The organism is Bradyrhizobium sp. NP1 (genome assembly GCF_030378205.1).
Lineage (GTDB): Bacteria > Pseudomonadota > Alphaproteobacteria > Rhizobiales > Xanthobacteraceae > Bradyrhizobium.
Window position 1 is genome coordinate 2,808,487 of sequence record NZ_CP127385.1, and the last position, 16,443, is coordinate 2,824,929.

Consider the following 16,443-nt stretch of genomic DNA (forward strand, 5'->3'; position numbering starts at 1 on the left):
GGGTCGGGTCACAGCGGTCATTAGGGCGGGTGGCCGGTCAGCCGTGTCTGATCGTCTCTGGTCAATCTAGTTGAAAAACCTTAACGTGTGGTATGCCAGTAAGATTGCGATATCTCGAAGATAAATCAGTATCTTACACGGGTGGTTTGGAGCTGTTGGCGCCGGAGAGCGGGTCCGCTCGCCCTGCGGTTGAGGTCCATCGGCCGCGATTGGCGGTCATGTCGACAGTGCTAATCTGTCGCGCAAGGTCGATCGGCAAGCTGACCATCGATCTGTCGGGAGCCGCCATTTGGCCTATCGTCATACCATCGACGCGACCGCCTATATCTTCGAGGATCTGCGCGACCTGCTCGCCAAGGCGACACCGCCGCGCTCCGGCGATCGTCTCGCCGGAATTGCCGCTGACAGTGCCGAGCAGATGGTGGCCGCGCGCATGGCGCTGGCCGATCTTCCGCTCCAGCGGTTTCTCAGCGAGGCCGTGATTCCGTATGAGACGGATGAGGTTACCCGCCTGATCCTCGACAGCCACGACGCGGCAGGCTTTGCTCCGATCGCGTCGCTGACGGTCGGCGGCTTCCGCGACTGGCTGCTGTCGGATGCGGCGACGACGGAAACGCTTCGCTCGGTCTCGCGCGCCATCACCCCGGAAATGGCGGCCGCGGTCTCAAAACTGATGCGCAACCAGGATCTGATCCTGGTGGCGCGCAAATGCGAGGTGAGGTCGGCATTTCGCAACACCATCGGCCTGCGTGGCCGGATGAGCGTCCGCCTGCAGCCGAACCATCCCTTCGACGACGCCAGAGGCATCACCGCCTCGATCCTCGACGGTCTCTTGCTGGGCTCGGGTGATGCCTGCATCGGCATCAATCCGGCGAGCGACGATCCTGCCGTGATCGGCCGTTTGCTGCGCCTTCTCGACGACATCATCGCCCGCCTGCAGATCCCGACCCAGGGCTGCGTCCTGACCCATGTCACGACGACGCTCGGCCTGATCGCGCAGGGCGCCCCGGTCGATCTGGTTTTCCAGTCGGTCGCCGGCACCGAGGCCGCCAACCGCAGCTTCGGCGTCGATCTCGCGCTGCTCGGCCAGGCCCGTGACGCCGGCCTGTCGCTCGGCCGCGGAACGGTGGGGAACAACGTGATGTATTTCGAGACGGGGCAGGGGTCGGCGCTGTCGGCCAATGCCCATCACGGCGTCGACCAGCAGACCTGCGAGGCGCGGGCCTACGCGGTGGCGCGGGCCTTCGATCCGTTGCTGGTCAACAGCGTGGTCGGCTTCATCGGCCCGGAATACCTTTATGACGGCAAGGAGATCATCCGCGCCGGGCTGGAAGATCACTTTTGCGGCAAGCTGCTCGGCCTGCCAATCGGGATCGACGTCTGCTACACTAACCACGCGGAGGCCGACCAGGACGACATGGACAACCTCCTGACACTGCTTGCGGCGGCCGGTGTCACCTTTATCATGGGAGTGCCGGGCGCTGATGACGTGATGCTGAACTATCAGTCGACGTCGTTCCACGATGCGCTCTATCTGCGCGACCTGTTCGGGCTGAAGCGCGCGCCCGAGTTCGACGACTGGCTGGTGCGTGCTGGACTTGCCGGTGCCGACTTTCGCCTTGCGGGCCCAGCGGGGCAGCTACCCGATTTTGCCTCCCGCCTGATCGCATGAGCTATTCCAGCGGCGGCGGCCGATCTCGTGCGCTGCAACTGGCAAGTTTTACGACATGAAGCGACGCCACAATGTTGAGGAAATTCTGGCCCAGCCTTATCTTGTGCTGAATTTACAGTGTCTTGCCGAGGAAGTTTGATGCGAGCTGAGGGTACCGGTACGACCAGGCGCATCCTCTGTGTTTTCCCGCGCTATACGTCTGCTTTCGGCACGTTCGAATACGCCTATCCCCTGACCGATGGCGTGCAGGCTTTCATGCCGCCGCAGGGGTTGCTCCTGATCGCGGCCTATCTCCCCGAAAACTGGCCGGTCCGCTTCGTCGACGAGAATATCCGCCCCGCGACGAAAGAAGACTTCGAATGGGCGGAAGCCGTGTTCGTCAGCGGCATGCACATCCAGCGCCAGCAGATGAACGACATCTGCCGCCGCGCCCACGCCTTCGACCTGGCGGTCGCGATCGGCGGGCCGTCGGTCAGTGCCTGCCCTGACTACTATCCCACCTTCGACTACCTCCATGTCGGCGAACTCGGCGACGCCACCAACGAACTGATCGCGCGGATCGCCCGCGATCCGTCGCGGCCCGAGCAGCAGGTGGTGCTGAAAACCGCCGATCGCGTCGCGATGACGGATTTTCCGCTTCCCGCCTACGAGCTTGCCGAGCTCAAGCGGTATTTCCTCGGCAGCATCCAGTATTCGAGCGGCTGTCCCTATCAGTGCGAGTTCTGCGACATCCCGGGCCTCTACGGCCGCAACCCGCGCCTGAAGTCCCCGCAGCAGATCATCGCCGAGATCGAAAAGCTGCGCGCATGCGGCATGACGGACACCATCTATTTCGTCGACGACAATTTCATCGGCAACCGCAAGGCGGCGATGGACCTGCTGCCGCATTTGATCGAATGGCAGAAGCAGACCGGCTACACGATGCGATTCGCCTGCGAGGCGACGCTCAACATCGCCAAGCGGCCGGAGATCCTGGAGAAGATGCGCGAGGCGTTCTTCGTCACGATCTTCTGCGGCATCGAGACGCCGGACCCCGACGCGCTCCATGCGATGCACAAGGACCACAACATGATGGTCCCGATCCTGGAAGGGGTTGAGACCATCAATTCCTACGGCATGGAAGTCGTCTCCGGCATCATCATGGGGCTCGACACCGACAAGCCGGAAACCGACAAGGCGCTGTTGTCCTTCGTCGACCAGTCCCGGATTCCGCTGCTGACGATCAACCTGCTGCAGGCGCTGCCCAAGACCCCGCTATGGGACCGGCTGGAACGCGAGAACCGGCTCAATCATGACGAGGGTCGCGATTCCAACGTCGAGTTCCTGCTGCCTTACGATCAGGTGGTCCGTTCCTGGCGCCAATGCATGGAAGCGGCCTATCAGCCGGAGAAGCTGTACGCCCGCTACCAGCACCAGGTCGACTACACCTATGCCAAACGGTTGCAGGTGCCCGTCAGTCCGGAGCGCAAGAGCTGGGTCAACGTCAAGCGCGGGCTGATCATGCTGCGCAACATCTTCTGGAAGGTCGGCGTGCTCGGCGATTATCGCAGGGTGTTCTGGAAATTCGCGCTCGGTCGGCTGCGGCGCGGCGATATCGAGGGGTTGATCTCCTGCTCCATGATCGCCCATCACCTCATCATGTTCGCGCGTGCGGCCTCGACCGGAAAGCAGAACGCCTCGAACTACTCGGTGCGGCTGCGCGAGGCCTCTGTTCCCGCCGAGTAGGGCCATGAAGCCGCCGGCGCCGTCGCCTTCGATCACGGATCTGCGGTCCATGACGCCGGCCCGCGTCGCGCTGGGGCGCGCCGGCGCGAGCCTGCCGACCAGCGCCTTGCTCGCTTTCACGCTCGACCACGCACGCGCCCGCGATGCGGTCCACGCCGTTTTCGACGCTGATCGCATCGTCGCCGAGCTCGGCGAGCTGGGCCTTGCGGCCTGGCGCGTGCAAAGCCGCGTCAACAACCGGCAGGACTATCTGAGACGTCCCGATCTCGGGCGGCGCCTCGACGAGGCCTCGGCGCGGCTGCTCGCCGAGCGCAGCGCGGGCGCATCTCGGCTTGCACTGGTGATCGGCGATGGCCTGTCGCCCACATCAGTGCACGCGCACGCACTTCGATTGCTTGGCCATCTCGTGCCCGAGCTCGTCGCACGAGACGTCCCGGTCGGCCCTGTCGTGGTCGCCAGCGGCGCGCGCGTCGCGCTCGGCGACGAGATCGGCGCGATCCTGGCCGCGCGGATGGTCGTGATGCTGATCGGCGAGCGGCCGGGCCTTTCGGCGCCCGACAGTCTCGGCGCCTATCTGACCTTTGCGCCGCGGGTCGGAGTGACCGATGCCGGGCGCAATTGCGTCTCGAACATCCACCGTGCCGGGCTGGATTATGCCGAGGCGGCGCACAAGATCGCCTGGCTCGCCGGGGAGGGGCTGGCGCGCGAGCAGACCGGTGTGGCGCTGAAAGATGAAAGCGGCGACCGAACGTCGCGGCTGGTCACCTGAGTGCTTCTGCAGGTTCGGCGGTGGCGAATCGGCGGCTTCGGTGGAAATGGCTCGGATAGCCGATTTGCCGAGCCGGCCGCGCTTGCGAGGCGCGCCTCTGACCTGCTAAAGCGGTGTCCGATCATTTTCCACGTGTTTTCAAGGGGTAGTGGTCCGATCCTGACATTCGGTCCTCGCTTTGGGAGGTACTTTTGTGGATGTTAGAATCAAAACTTCGCTGGCGCTGATCGGGAAGGCTCAGTGCCGTCGTTTCGGCCACTCTTTGGCTTTTCCTTGAACCGCTGCACCGCGGCCTCAATTGCGCCCCAGGAAACAAGCTGAACCTGAGCTATAAGCCTGCGACGCGAGAACTGGACAGAGCATGCTCGAAAGAACGCGCGACAACGAAATCCACGTCGAGATGGTCGAGGCGCCCCCGGCGAAAAGCATCGCTTTCGGGATCGAGCGACTCGGGCTGATCCCGATGAAGGCGCCGATCGTCTCCTGCATCGTCCTGGTCGGCCTGATCATCGCGGCCATCTTCGGCATCCAGCGAATCAAGATCGATGATTCGCTCTCGCAGCTGTTCCGCTCCAACACCAAGGAGTTCCACCAGTACGAGGAGGTCACCAAGAAATTCCCGGCCGAGGAATTCGACGTACTGGCGGTCGTCGAGGGCAAGAACCTGCTGGCCCGCGACAATCTGGAGAAGCTGCGCGATTTCGTCACCGATCTGCAGCTCGTCGAAGGCACCCGCGGCCTGATCTCGCTGTTCTCGGCGCGGCAGGCGCCGGCGCCCGGCAAGCTGCCGGCAGCCCTGTTCCCGGCGGAACTGCCCGAAGGGGCCGACTACGACAAGTTCATCGAGACCGTGAAGGCCAACGAGATCATCCGCGGCAAGCTGTTGTCCGAAGACGGCACGCTGGCGCTGATCGTGCTGTCGCTCGAGCCTGAGGTGGTCGCCTCCAGCAAGCTTTCCAAGGTGGTCGGCGACATCCGCAAGCTGATGAAGGACGATCTCGGCGACACCGGGCTGAACGCGGAATTGTCCGGCGTGCCGGTGATGCAGCTCGAGATCCGCAACGCGGTCGAGCGCGACGGGCTCACCTACAACGTTCTCGGCATCCTGGCCGGCTGCATCATCGCGATCATCTTCTTCCGCAAGATATCGTTCATGGTGGCCGCCGCCTTCCCGCCGCTGATCGCGATCCTGCTGGCGCTCGGCGGGCTCGGCTGGGCCAATTTCAATCTCAACATGTTCCTCAACGTGATGACGCCGCTCATCATGGTGATCAGCTTCTCCGACTCGATGCAGCTCACCTTTGCGGCGCGCGACCGCCTGATCGCGGGCCAGGACAAGTTCACCGCGTTCAAGAATGCCGTGCTGGTGGTGGGTCCGGCCTGCGTGCTCACCCACGGCACCGCCGGCATCTCGTTCATCGCGCTGCAGTTCTCCGATTCCGACCTGATCCGCAAATTCGGCGAGGCGGGGCTGGCCGCGACCATCATCGCGCTGATCGCGGTTCTGTCGCTGGTGCCGGTGTTCGGCGTGCTGCTCGTGCGCAACGAGAAGGTCTTCGCGGTCAAGTTCAAGAGCGCCGATTTCGGCGTCCAGGCGCTGCGCAATTTCTGCTACTGGATCGCGGTGCGCATGGTCTCCAGGCCCGGCCTGTTCAGCCTGATCGCCGTGCTGCTCGTCGGCGGCCTCGGCATCATCTACGCCAATCTCGAGCCGCGCTACCGGCTGGCCGACCAGGTGCCGGACAAGCGGCAGGCGGTTGCGGCCAGCAACCGGCTCGACGCAAAGCTGACCGGCGCCAACCCGGTCAACGTCTTGATCACCTTCCCCAAGGGCGAGTCGCTCTATTCGCCGGAAACGCTGCAGACGATCGCCGATGTCCACGCCACGGTGGAAAAGACCGCAGGCGTCGGCAACGTCTGGTCGATCGAAACGCTGCGGCGCTGGCTGGCGGAGAAGGCCGGCTCGAGCGACGTCGCGACGCTGAAGGAATATGTCAACCTGATCCCCGAGCATCTGGTGCGGCGCTTCATCGACGCCCAGCAGGATGCGGTCGTGGTGGCGGGCCGGGTGCCGGACCTCGATTCCAGCGAGCTTCTGCCCGTCGTCGAAAAGCTCGACCACGAGCTCGATGCGGTGCGCGAGAAGCATCCCGGCTATGAAGTCGCCGTCACCGGCCTTGCCGCGATCGCCGCGCGCAACTCGGCCAACATGATCGAGAAGCTCAACCGCGGGCTGACCGTCGAATTCGCGCTGGTCGCGATGTTCATTGGGCTCGCCTTCCGCTCCTGGGTCGTGATGTTCGCCTGCATCCTGCCGGGCATCTTCCCGGTGGTGCTGTCAGGCACGCTGTTGTGGGCCATGGGGGAGGGGCTGCAATTTGCCAGCGTGGTGGCGCTCACGGTGTCATTCGGCCTCGGGCTTTCCGCGACGATCCACTTCCTCAACCGCCTGCGGCTGGAGAGCAAGCCGGGCGTCACCTCCGACGTCGCGGTCGAACGCGCCACCGTGCTGGTCGGGCCGGCGCTGATCCTGACCACGGTGGTCCTGGCCTGCGGCCTCGTCGTCACCGTGTTCTCCGATCTGCCGTCGCTCCGCCTGTTCGGCTGGCTCAGCGCCTTTGCGATGGTTGCGGCCCTGGTCGCGGACCTCTTCATCCTGCGGCCGACAGCGATGTTCCTGATCAATCTGTCGGAGCGGATTCGCGGGGTGCGCGGCGGCGCGCTCTGACGCACTTTGCAATCACACAGAAAAGCCCCGGTCCTGCTCGGGCCGGGGCTTTTCCTTTCGATCCGCCGTTTTCGTCTTCGCAGCTATCCCTTGACCATCGTGATGTTGACGCCGCGGATCTCGCCCTTGGACGAGATCTGGACGGTCTGCCGGGTGCCGTTGGTACGCAGCGTCAGGTTGGCGGCAAAGCCGTTGGCCTCGACGAAAACCTCGATCTGGCCGCCGCCGGCGGTGCCCTGGAGGTTGCCGAAGATGTTGCGGCTCGCCTCGCTCCAGTTGCCGGAGATTCGGTCGCCGTTGGAGGTGACGTCGCTGGAGAGGTCGAATTTGTAGCTGTCGCTGGCGCAACGCAGCTGTTGCTTCAGGCCCATGCCCGTGCTGTTGACCCTGTAATCCGCCTTGCAGCGGATGCGCTCGGTCGAACCGTCCGAGAGCGACACCGTTCCGGTCCCCGACCAGGCGCCGTCGAAGCCGGCAAACGGTCCGGATTGCGCGTGGCCGATCGACACCGACAGCAAGAGTGCGGCGCCGGCGCCCGCAGCCCTGATCGCCTGTCCATAGAGGCTGGAACCAAACCGTTTCATATCAGGTTTCCCATTCAGATTTGACGCACGTATCAGACGCGTCTCGCCACATCGAGGGGTTAGTGTCTCCGGCGCATGTTAGGTTCAAATGACCGCTTGACAACGGCCTCGGTGCGCGATCGGTCCCTTGTCCTGTCCGATTGATTTGTTTTTTCGCGAAGTCAAAACAGGCCTTTGCGCGAATTTTCTCGAATGCTTTCAGCCACCTCGGAGTGAAATTGATTCGCGATTACTGCATGCGAAAAATCGTGAACGTAGTAAAAATGAGCAATATCAGCTAGTTATAAGAGCGTTGCGATCTAGCGGTGGAAGCCGGGGCTGTCGGCGCCTTTCGTCGTAAATTTGGCCGCATTTACCAGCGCTCTTGTTTGCTCGATGCTGCGCTTTGCGGCAACTGCAACCGAGTAATCCGTCCCGGTCCGTGCGTAGGGTTGTCGGGAAAAGGAATTCCTCTGCCGTCGAAATGAAGGAACAAAATGCAAAAGTATTTCCTGGCACTCAGCCTGTTGTCGCTTTCCCTGTCCACCGCGGCGATCGCGCAACCGGCGCAGCAGCGCAGCGGCACGCCGGAGGAGCAGAAGGCCTGTTCGCGCGACGTGCAGCGTCACTGCCGTTCTGTGATCGACCAGGGCGATTTCACGATTCTGGCCTGCCTGCAGCAGAACCGGCCCAAGATCAGCGCGGCCTGCGATGCGGTCCTGAAGAACCACGGCCAATAACGACGGTGTTCGCCTCCGGCGCGGCCGTTGCAGCCATGTGACGGCCGTCGCCCGATCTTCGAGGGCCGCGCCGCGGGGTGCCCGATAGCATTGGTTTTGGCATCGTAATCTCCTATATGGGGGCTGCGATGCCTTGGCGCGTGCATGAAAATTCACGCGCGGGCGGGCCTTTGCATTGGACGATGACAGTCAATTCCTGATGAGCAGCGCGAGCGAATTGCGATCCGGTAAGACCCACCGCGACGAGAATTTTCCAGTCGCGTCGTGGCTGATTCATCCGCGCCATCGGGCGCTGATCCTCGCCTTCTACAATTTCGTCCGCACCGCCGACGACATCGCCGATCATGCGACGCTGTCGGCCGACGACAAGCTCGCCTATCTTGACCTGCTCGAAGCCGAACTGTTGGGCAAGGGTGACACCCAGCGCGAGGCGGTGGAGCTGCGCCGCGCGCTCGCCGAGCGCGCCATGCCGCCGCGCCATGCGCTTGATCTCTTGACCGCGTTCCGGATGGACGTGACCAAGCTCCGCTACGAGAACTGGGACGAGCTGATCCACTATTGCCGCTATTCGGCGATGCCGGTCGGCCGCTTCGTGCTCGACGTGCACGGCGAAAGCAGCGCGACCTGGCCGGCGAACGATGCGCTCTGTGCGGCCTTGCAGATCAACAACCACCTTCAGGACTGCGCCAAGGATTTTCGCAACCTCAACCGCGTCTATCTGCCGCTCGATGCGTTGAAGGAGGCGGGCGCCACGGTCGAGATGCTCGGCGAGACGAGGGCGCCGGTGCCGCTTGCGCGCTGCCTCGAGGCGCTTGCCGCGCGTAACGAGGGATTGCTCGGCGAGAGCCGGTCGTTCAGCGGCGAGGTGAGGGATTTCCGGCTTGGGCTCGAGATCGCGGTGATCCAGGCCTTTGCCGAGCGGATCGTGCGCCTGCTTAAGGCCCGCGATCCCCTGAGCCAGCGCGTTCATCTCAACCCGATCGAGCTGCTCGCCTTCACCTTTGGGGGCATTGCCGGCGAGACCGCGCGGCGCGCCGCGGGCCGGCATCCCGTATCCCGACCGGCGGCCGGCGCATGACGATCGAGGCGACCGTGGCCGAGACGAACTATGGAACGACCGCCTCCGGCAGCTCGTTCTATGCGGCGATGCGCATCCTGCCGCGCGCGCAGCGCGAGGCGATGTTCCAGATCTACAGCTTCTGCCGCAAGGTCGACGACATCACCGATTCCGGCGGCCCGCGCGCCGAGCGGCAGGCGGCATTGCAGCAATGGCGTGACGACATCGACGCGCTCTATCAGGGCCGGCCGCCGGCGCGGCTTGCCGACTACGCCGCCTCGTTGCGCACCTTCGGCCTCAAGCGCGAGGATTTCATCGCCATCATCGACGGCATGGAAATGGACGTCGTGGCCGACATCCGCGCGCCCGACCTCGCGACGCTCGATCTCTATTGCGACCGCGTCGCCAGCGCCGTCGGGCGGCTGTCGGTGCGGGTGTTCGGCCTGCCGGAGGATGACGGCATCCAGCTCGCCTATCATCTCGGCCGCGCGCTGCAGCTCACCAACATCCTGCGCGATATCGACGAGGACGCCGCGATCGGCCGGCTCTATCTGCCGCGCGAGGGCCTGCTGCATGCCGGCATCACCGGCGACGATCCCGAACTCGTTGCCGCCGACCGTGCGCTGCCGAAAGCCTGCACTGCGCTGATCGCGCGGGCGCGGACGCATTTCGCCAAGGCCGACGAGATCATGGCGCGCAACTCGCGCCGCGTGGTGCGCGCGCCGCGGATCATGTCGAAATATTACGGCGCGATCCTGGAGCTGCTGGTCGCCAGGGGATTTTCGCCGCCGCGCCAGCCCGTTCGCCTCAACAAGTTCGCACGGCTCGCCATTATCCTTCGCCACGCCTTCATCTGATGCAAAAATCCGTTCACATCATCGGTGCCGGAATATCCGGCCTCTCGGCAGCCGTGCGGCTTTCGAACGCCGGCTACAGCGTGCACGTGCACGAGGCCACCCAGCAGGCCGGCGGCCGCTGCCGCTCCTATTTCGACGCCGCGACCAGTCTCACGATCGACAACGGCAACCATCTCATGCTGTCGGGCAACCATCACGCGCTCCGCTATGCGCGCGCGATCGGCAGCGACGCCGGCCTGGTGGGACCGCAGCGGGCGCAGTTTCCCTTCGTCGACCTGACCACCGGCCAGCGCTGGCAGCTCGACCTCGGCGATGGTCGCCTGCCGCTGTGGGTGCTCGACGAGGGCCGCCGCGTGCCCGACACCGGGCTCACCGACTATCTCGCGCTGGCGCCGGTGCTGTGGGCCTCGACCGAGAAGCGCCTCGGCGACACCATCGCCTGCAAAGGAACGTTGTACGAGCGTCTCGTGCATCCGCTATTGCTTGCGGCACTCAACGTCGATCCGCCCGAGGGCTCCGCCGGCCTTGCCGGCGCCATCGTGCGGGAAACCTTGCTGGCAGGCGGGCAGGCCTGCCGCCCGCTGATCGCACGCGATGGGCTGAGCGCCGTGCTGATCGAGCCCGCGATCAAGCTGTTGCAGGAACGCGGCGCCAGCATCCAGTTCGGCCATGAGCTGCGCGAGCTCCTCGCTGGATCCGACCGCGTCAGCGGCCTGAACTTCGGCGGCGACACCGTCGCCATCGGCTCTGACGATGCAGTCGTGGTCGCGGTCCCGCCGCGCGCCGCTGCCGCGCTGCTGCCCGGGTTGAAAGTGCCGTCGCAGTTCCGCGCCATCGTGAACGCGCATTTCCGCTTCGATCCGCCGCGCGATGCGCCGCCGATCCTGGGCGTCGTCGGCGGGCTTGTGGAATGGCTGTTCGCCTTTCCCCAGCGGCTGTCGGTGACCATCAGCAACGGCGACCGCCTGGTCGATATGCCGCGCGAGGAGCTCGCGCAGGCGATCTGGCGCGACGTCTGCAGGGCCGGCGGCGTCAGCGGCGAATTGCCGCCCTGGCAGATCGTGCGCGAACGCCGCGCCACTTTTGCCGCAACGCCCGAGCAGAACGCGCTGCGGCCAGGGGCCGTCACGGCGTTCAAAAACCTGTTCCTTGCCGGCGATTGGACTGCTACCGGGTTGCCCGCAACCATCGAAGGGTCGGTGCGTTCAGGAGACCGCGCCGCAGATCTGGTTCTCGCCATGCACTAGTGGAGTGGATGTGACATTCGCTACCCATGTAACCGCCGGCTCGCAAAGCGAATGTCAAATCGAAAACTCCACTAGAAACTTATATTTGCTAGTGGTCCTCGATTCCAGCATTCGCAAACATGCCTGCCAAAACGGGATGCGAATGTTGGAATCGGACCACTAGGCGTAAGCGAAGGATGTTGAGCACCATGCAGGAGCACCGCAGCATCGCAGTCGACCCGGCCGCGCTGGAGAAGACCATCGCTTCGGCGACCAGTGCGCTGCTGGACTACCGCCAGGCCGACGGGCACTGGGTGTTCGAGCTGGAGGCCGACAGCACGATTCCGGCCGAGTATGTCCTGCTGCGCCACTATCTCGGCGAGCCGGTCGATGCCGTGCTCGAAGCCAAGATCGCCAACTACCTGCGTCGCACTCAGGGCGCGCATGGCGGCTGGCCGCTGGTCGCCGACGGGCCGTTCGACATGAGCGCCAGCGTCAAATCCTATTTCGCGCTGAAGATGATCGGCGATTCCACCGACAGTCCGCACATGGTCCGGGCGCGCGAGGCGATCCATGCCCATGGCGGCGCCGCCAAGAGCAACGTCTTCACCCGCTTCCTGCTCGCGCTGTTCGGCGTCCTGACCTGGCGCGCGGTCCCGGTGCTGCCGATCGAGATCATGCTGCTGCCGATGTGGTCGCCGTTCCACCTCAACAAGATCTCCTACTGGGCGCGCACCACGATCGTGCCGCTGATGGTGCTGGCCGCGCTGAAGCCGCGCGCGAAGAATCCCAAAGGCGTCGGCATCGACGAGTTGTTCCTGCAACCGCCGCACACGATCGGCATGACGTCCAAGGCGCCACACCAGAGCTGGGGCTGGTTTCTGCTGTTCCGCACCCTGGACCGCGTGCTGCGCGCGATCGAGCCGTATTTTCCGAAGAAGCTGCGCGCGCGTGCGATCGACGCCGCCGTTGCGTTCATCGAGGAGCGGCTGAACGGCGAGGACGGCATGGGCGCGATTTTTCCGCCGATGGCCAATATCGTCATGATGTACGACGCGTTCGGCAAGCCGGCCGATTATCCGCCGCGCGCCATCACGCGCCGGGGGCTCGACAAGCTCTTGGTGATCGGCGAGCACGAGGCCTATTGCCAGCCCTGCGTGTCGCCGATCTGGGACACCGCGCTGGCCTGCCACGCGCTGGCGGAGGTCGGCGGCGAGGCGGCGGTGGCGAGCGCGACGGCCGGTCTCGACTGGCTGAAGCCGCGGCAAGTGCTCGACCTGAAGGGCGACTGGGCCGCGAAAAGCCCCAATACGCGCCCCGGCGGGTGGGCATTCCAGTACAACAACGCCCATTATCCCGATCTCGACGACACCGCCGTCGTCGTGATGGCCATGGACCGCGCCCGCCGGCAGTCGGGAAGCGCCGACTATGACACCGCCATTGCGCGTGGCCGGGAGTGGATCGAGGGCATGCAGAGCCGCGACGGCGGCTGGGCGGCATTCGACGTCGACAATCTCGAATACTATCTCAACAACATCCCGTTCTCGGACCACGGCGCGCTGCTCGACCCGCCGACCGAGGACGTCACCGCGCGCTGCCTGTCGATGCTGGCCCAGCTTGGCGAGACCGCTGAGACGAGTTCGGCAGTCGCCCGGGCGATCGACTACCTGCGGCAGACCCAGCACCCTGAGGGCTCCTGGTACGGCCGCTGGGGCATGAACTACGTCTACGGAACCTGGTCGGTGCTGTGTGCCCTGAACATCGCCGGCGTCGACCATGGCGATCCCATGGTCCGCAAGGCGGTGGACTGGCTGGTGTCGGTCCAGAGCGAGGACGGCGGCTGGGGCGAGGATTCCGTCAGCTACCGGCTCGACTACCAGGGGATGGAATCGGCCCCCTCGACCGCCTCGCAGACGGCATGGGCCTTGCTCGGGCTGATGGCGGCCGGGGACGTGGACCATCCGGCCGTGGCGCGGGGGGTGGAGTACCTAAAAGCCACACAGGCTGAAAATGGCTTGTGGGACGAGGCTCGATACACGGCCACGGGCTTTCCGCGGGTGTTTTATTTGCGTTATCATGGCTATCCCAAGTTCTTTCCGCTCTGGGCTCTGGCGCGGTATCGAAATTTGAGGAGCACCAACAGAAGGGTGGTAGGGGTCGGGATGTGAGGTTGGGGGCGGCGTTTACCGGAACCGTGGGACACGTGGTTGACCCTCGGCCGGTGCTAATTGTGACTGGTCTGGTGCAGGAGGCGCGCATTGCGGCCGGCCCGGGCATGTTCGTTATCTGCAGTAGTAGCGATTCCAGCCAATTGCGGGCGCTTCTGGCCACGCTGGATTCGACCACGTTCAGGGGCGTCATCAGCTTTGGCGTGGCCGGCGGGCTTGATCCGGCGCTGCGGTCCGGCGACGTGGTGGTGGCGACCGAGGTGATGGCCGGCGACACGCGCTGGCTGGCCGGGCTGTCCTTGAGCGAGGAAGTGATCAGGAGCGTCGCGATGCGGCGCCGTCGGGTGGTTCGCGGCGGCCTCGCCGGGGTTGAGCATGTTGTCGCAGCGCGCTCCTGCAAGGCGGCGCTGCGGCTCGAGACGGGCGCCGCCGCCGTCGACATGGAAAGCCATATCGCGGCCGCCTATGCGGCCGAGGCTGGCCTTCCGTTTGCCGCGCTGCGCGTGATCAGCGACCCCGCCACTCGCGCCTTGCCGGCCGTCGCCCGCAACGCGATCAAGCCCAATGGCGATATCGATCTGCCCAAGGTGTTCCGCAGCATCGCGCGCAACCCGCTGATGCTGCGTTCGCTGGTATCGACCGGTATCGATTTCAACCGGGCGCTGCGGTCGCTACGCGGCTGTCGAAGCTTTCTGCTGGGCAGCGAGAGTCTCGTCCCGGCGAATTTCTGAGAGCTTCTTCTGGACCTGCTCTGAGAACACGTACTGCGCCGGGCGCTGCTTCGAGAGATCGATCTCCGGCGCCATCGGCCCCTTGGTGCGGATGCCGCGCAGCGCCACCGCGAGCGCCTTGAACGGGTGGCTGAACGCAGTGTTCGCCGCCGTGGGCTCGTAGCCGCAATGCGCCATGCAGTTGGCGCACTTCTCGTACTTGCCGGTGCCGTAGGAATCCCACTCGGTGGTGTCCATCAGCTCCTTGAAGGTCTTGGCATAGCCTTCACCGAGCAGGTAGCAGGGCTTCTGCCAGCCGAAGATGTTGCGTGCGGGCATGCCCCAGGGCGTGCATTCGAACTCCTGGTTTCCGGCAAGGAAGTCCAGGAACAGGCCGGAATGCATGAAATTCCACTTCTTGCCCTTGCCGAGCGCAAAGACGTCGCGGAACAACCGCTTGGTCTTGGTGCGGTTGAGGAAGTGCTCCTGGTCCGGCGCACGCTCATAGGCATAGCCGGGCGACATCGAGACGCCGACGCCGAGCTCGCTGGTGAAGTCGAGGAATTTGGCGATGTCCTCGGCGGCGTGACCGTCGAAGATGGTGGCGTTGACGTTGACGGCGAAGCCGCGCGCCTTCGCCGCCTTGATCGCGGACACCGCGCGGTCGAACACGCCCTTTTGCGACACCGACTTGTCGTGGTGGTCGCGCATGCCGTCGAGATGCACCGAGAAGAACAAATAGGGTGAGGGCTCGAACAGGTCGAGCTTCTTCTCCAGCAGCAGCGCGTTGGTGCACAGCGAGACGAACTTCTTGCGCGCGACGAGGCCGCGCACGATCTCGCCGATCTCCTTGTGGATCAGCGGCTCGCCGCCGGGAATGGCCACCATCGGCGCGCCGCATTCGTCGGCCGCGTCCCAGCATTCCTGCGCCGTCATGCGGCGGTTGAGGATGGCGTCCGGATAGTCGATCTTGCCGCAGCCCGCGCAGGCGAGGTTGCAGCGAAACAGCGGCTCGAGCATCAGCACGAGCGGATAGCGTTTGCGACCGAGCAGCTTCTGCTTCAGCATGTAGCCGCCGATACGCATTTCCTTGAGGAAGGGTATTGCCATTACAGGTCTTCTTTCTGGAATGAGATTGGGGTCAGCCCGCAGCCAATTCAGCAGGAAGCCGGAACTCGATATTTTCTTCCCGGCCCGGGAGCACCGAGACCTTGACCGGTCCGATGCGTCGCAGGGCCTCGATCACGTCGTCCACGAGAACCTCCGGTGCCGAGGCGCCGGCGGTGATGCCGACGGTCCTGGCGTCTTTCAGCCATTCCGGGTTGAGCGCGCTGCCGTCGGCGATGAGATAGCTTGCGACGCCGGCCTCAGTGCCGATTTCGCGCAGCCGGTTGGAGTTGGAGCTGTTGGCGGCGCCCACCACCAGAATGACGTCCACGAGCTTGCTCAGGTCCCTTACCGCAGATTGGCGGTTCTGTGTCGCATAGCAGATATCCCGGATGTCAGGGCCTTGAATGTCTGTAAACCGCTGCTGGAGCGCAGCGATGATGTCCTTGGTATCGTCCACGCTGAGCGTGGTCTGGGTGATGTAGGCGACCGGCGTGTCGGCGGGTAGGGTCAGCGCCGCCACATCGTCCACATTCTGCACCAGGAGGACCGGCCCGGGTACCTGGCCCATCGTGCCCTCGACCTCCGGATGGCCGGCGTGGCCGATCAGGATCAGCGCTCGTCCCTTCGACATATAGCGCTTGCCCTGATTGTGAACTTTCGTGACCAGCGGGCAGGTCGCATTCAGGACCGGCAGGCCGCGGCTTGCCGCCTCTTCCTCGACCGAGCGCGCCACGCCATGGGCGCTGAATACGGTGACCGCGTGAGGCGGCACCTCCGACAGATCCTCGACGAAGATCGCGCCCTTGTTTTTCAGGCTTTCCACGACGTATTTGTTGTGAACGATCTCGTGGCGCACATAGACCGGCGGCCCGAACTTCTCGAGCGCCCGTTCCACGATTTCGATCGCGCGCACCACGCCCGCACAAAAGCCGCGCGGCTGCGCCAGATAAACTTCCATTGGACGTCCATTACGCAAGTTGCACCAAATTCGCCCCGTATGTCCCTAAAGGCGCGCTCGGGATATTTGCAATATCCGCACCAACCCACAGGTCTCCGCGCCATCCAAACGCATGGACGTACCGGACTTTGTGTCAAAAAATCGTCGATGAGGAAAGGCG

General features: G+C 64.5%; 13 protein-coding genes. 10 read left to right on the forward strand and 3 right to left on the reverse strand.

Features of this window, described 5'->3' with window-relative positions:
* Positions 1 to 289: 289 nt before the first annotated feature.
* The 4 genes from QOU61_RS13295 (at position 290) to QOU61_RS13310 (ending at position 6,894) form a co-directional block, all read left to right on the forward strand.
* Complete coding sequence (locus tag QOU61_RS13295) at positions 290 to 1,672, forward strand: ethanolamine ammonia-lyase subunit EutB (RefSeq protein WP_289659057.1); 1,383 nt, start codon at positions 290 to 292, stop codon at positions 1,670 to 1,672.
* A 138-nt stretch (positions 1,673 to 1,810) separates the two neighbouring features.
* Positions 1,811 to 3,397, forward strand: coding sequence for a B12-binding domain-containing radical SAM protein (locus tag QOU61_RS13300; protein WP_289659059.1), 1,587 nt, complete (start codon positions 1,811 to 1,813; stop codon positions 3,395 to 3,397).
* A gap of 4 nt (positions 3,398 to 3,401) precedes the next feature.
* Positions 3,402 to 4,166: an ethanolamine ammonia-lyase subunit EutC gene (gene eutC, locus QOU61_RS13305; RefSeq protein ID WP_289659061.1), complete on the forward strand. Its 765-nt coding sequence runs from the start codon at positions 3,402 to 3,404 to the stop codon at positions 4,164 to 4,166.
* Between the two features lie 361 nt (positions 4,167 to 4,527).
* Entirely contained in the window at positions 4,528 to 6,894 is a 2,367-nt protein-coding gene (locus QOU61_RS13310; protein ID WP_289659063.1) for an efflux RND transporter permease subunit, read from the forward strand.
* 83 nt (positions 6,895 to 6,977) lie between these two features.
* Here QOU61_RS13310 and QOU61_RS13315 read toward each other — a convergent pair whose 3' ends face one another.
* On the reverse strand, positions 6,978 to 7,478 hold the full coding sequence (locus QOU61_RS13315; protein ID WP_289659065.1) for a hypothetical protein: 501 nt from the start codon (positions 7,476 to 7,478) through the stop codon (positions 6,978 to 6,980).
* Positions 7,479 to 7,954: 476 nt separating this feature from the next.
* Between QOU61_RS13315 and QOU61_RS13320 the strand changes: the two genes are divergently transcribed.
* The 6 genes from QOU61_RS13320 to QOU61_RS13345 all read left to right on the forward strand — a co-directional run bounded on the left by QOU61_RS13320 (position 7,955) and on the right by QOU61_RS13345 (position 14,236).
* A complete protein-coding gene (locus QOU61_RS13320; RefSeq protein WP_289659067.1) occupies positions 7,955 to 8,197 on the forward strand; it encodes a hypothetical protein in 243 nt (80 codons plus the stop codon).
* Between the two features lie 199 nt (positions 8,198 to 8,396).
* Positions 8,397 to 9,275, forward strand: a complete 879-nt coding sequence (gene hpnC, locus QOU61_RS13325) for a squalene synthase HpnC (RefSeq protein WP_289659069.1) — start codon at positions 8,397 to 8,399, stop codon at positions 9,273 to 9,275.
* A complete protein-coding gene (hpnD, locus tag QOU61_RS13330; RefSeq protein ID WP_289659071.1) occupies positions 9,272 to 10,111 on the forward strand; it encodes a presqualene diphosphate synthase HpnD in 840 nt (279 codons plus the stop codon). The genes hpnC and hpnD overlap by 4 nt, the downstream gene beginning before the upstream one ends.
* The gene (hpnE, locus tag QOU61_RS13335) at positions 10,111 to 11,358 is read left to right on the forward strand and encodes a hydroxysqualene dehydroxylase HpnE (RefSeq protein WP_289659073.1); all 1,248 of its coding nucleotides are present in this window, start codon (positions 10,111 to 10,113) and stop codon (positions 11,356 to 11,358) included. Before hpnD ends, hpnE begins: the two co-directional genes overlap by 1 nt.
* 188 nt (positions 11,359 to 11,546) lie before the next feature.
* The gene (shc, locus tag QOU61_RS13340; RefSeq protein ID WP_289659075.1) at positions 11,547 to 13,505 is read left to right on the forward strand and encodes a squalene--hopene cyclase; all 1,959 of its coding nucleotides are present in this window, start codon (positions 11,547 to 11,549) and stop codon (positions 13,503 to 13,505) included.
* Entirely contained in the window at positions 13,439 to 14,236 is a 798-nt protein-coding gene (locus QOU61_RS13345; protein WP_354142538.1) for a phosphorylase, read from the forward strand. Before shc ends, QOU61_RS13345 begins: the two co-directional genes overlap by 67 nt.
* Here the strand turns inward: QOU61_RS13345 and hpnH are convergent.
* Complete coding sequence (gene hpnH / locus QOU61_RS13350; RefSeq protein WP_289659079.1) at positions 14,177 to 15,325, reverse strand: adenosyl-hopene transferase HpnH; 1,149 nt, start codon at positions 15,323 to 15,325, stop codon at positions 14,177 to 14,179. The two genes, QOU61_RS13345 and hpnH, sit on opposite strands and share 60 nt — an antisense overlap.
* Positions 15,326 to 15,356: 31 nt before the next feature.
* Positions 15,357 to 16,283, reverse strand: a complete 927-nt coding sequence (gene ispH, locus QOU61_RS13355; RefSeq protein WP_289659081.1) for a 4-hydroxy-3-methylbut-2-enyl diphosphate reductase — start codon at positions 16,281 to 16,283, stop codon at positions 15,357 to 15,359.
* Between the last annotated feature and the right edge of the window lie 160 nt (positions 16,284 to 16,443).

Bases quoted from the DNA above. Each gene is read 5' to 3' on its own strand.
- QOU61_RS13320 (WP_289659067.1), top strand. From the start codon at position 7,955: ATGCAAAAGTATTTCCTGGCACTCAGCCTGTTGTCGCTTTCCCTGTCC.
- ispH (WP_289659081.1), bottom strand. From the start codon at position 16,283: ATGGAAGTTTATCTGGCGCAGCCGCGCGGCTTTTGTGCGGGCGTGGTG.
- QOU61_RS13315 (WP_289659065.1), bottom strand. From the start codon at position 7,478: ATGAAACGGTTTGGTTCCAGCCTCTATGGACAGGCGATCAGGGCTGCG.
- QOU61_RS13310 (WP_289659063.1), top strand. From the start codon at position 4,528: ATGCTCGAAAGAACGCGCGACAACGAAATCCACGTCGAGATGGTCGAG.
- QOU61_RS13300 (WP_289659059.1), top strand. From the start codon at position 1,811: ATGCGAGCTGAGGGTACCGGTACGACCAGGCGCATCCTCTGTGTTTTC.
- hpnD (WP_289659071.1), top strand. From the start codon at position 9,272: ATGACGATCGAGGCGACCGTGGCCGAGACGAACTATGGAACGACCGCC.
- eutC (WP_289659061.1), top strand. From the start codon at position 3,402: ATGAAGCCGCCGGCGCCGTCGCCTTCGATCACGGATCTGCGGTCCATG.
- hpnE (WP_289659073.1), top strand. From the start codon at position 10,111: ATGCAAAAATCCGTTCACATCATCGGTGCCGGAATATCCGGCCTCTCG.
- hpnC (WP_289659069.1), top strand. From the start codon at position 8,397: ATGAGCAGCGCGAGCGAATTGCGATCCGGTAAGACCCACCGCGACGAG.
- shc (WP_289659075.1), top strand. From the start codon at position 11,547: ATGCAGGAGCACCGCAGCATCGCAGTCGACCCGGCCGCGCTGGAGAAG.
- hpnH (WP_289659079.1), bottom strand. From the start codon at position 15,325: ATGGCAATACCCTTCCTCAAGGAAATGCGTATCGGCGGCTACATGCTG.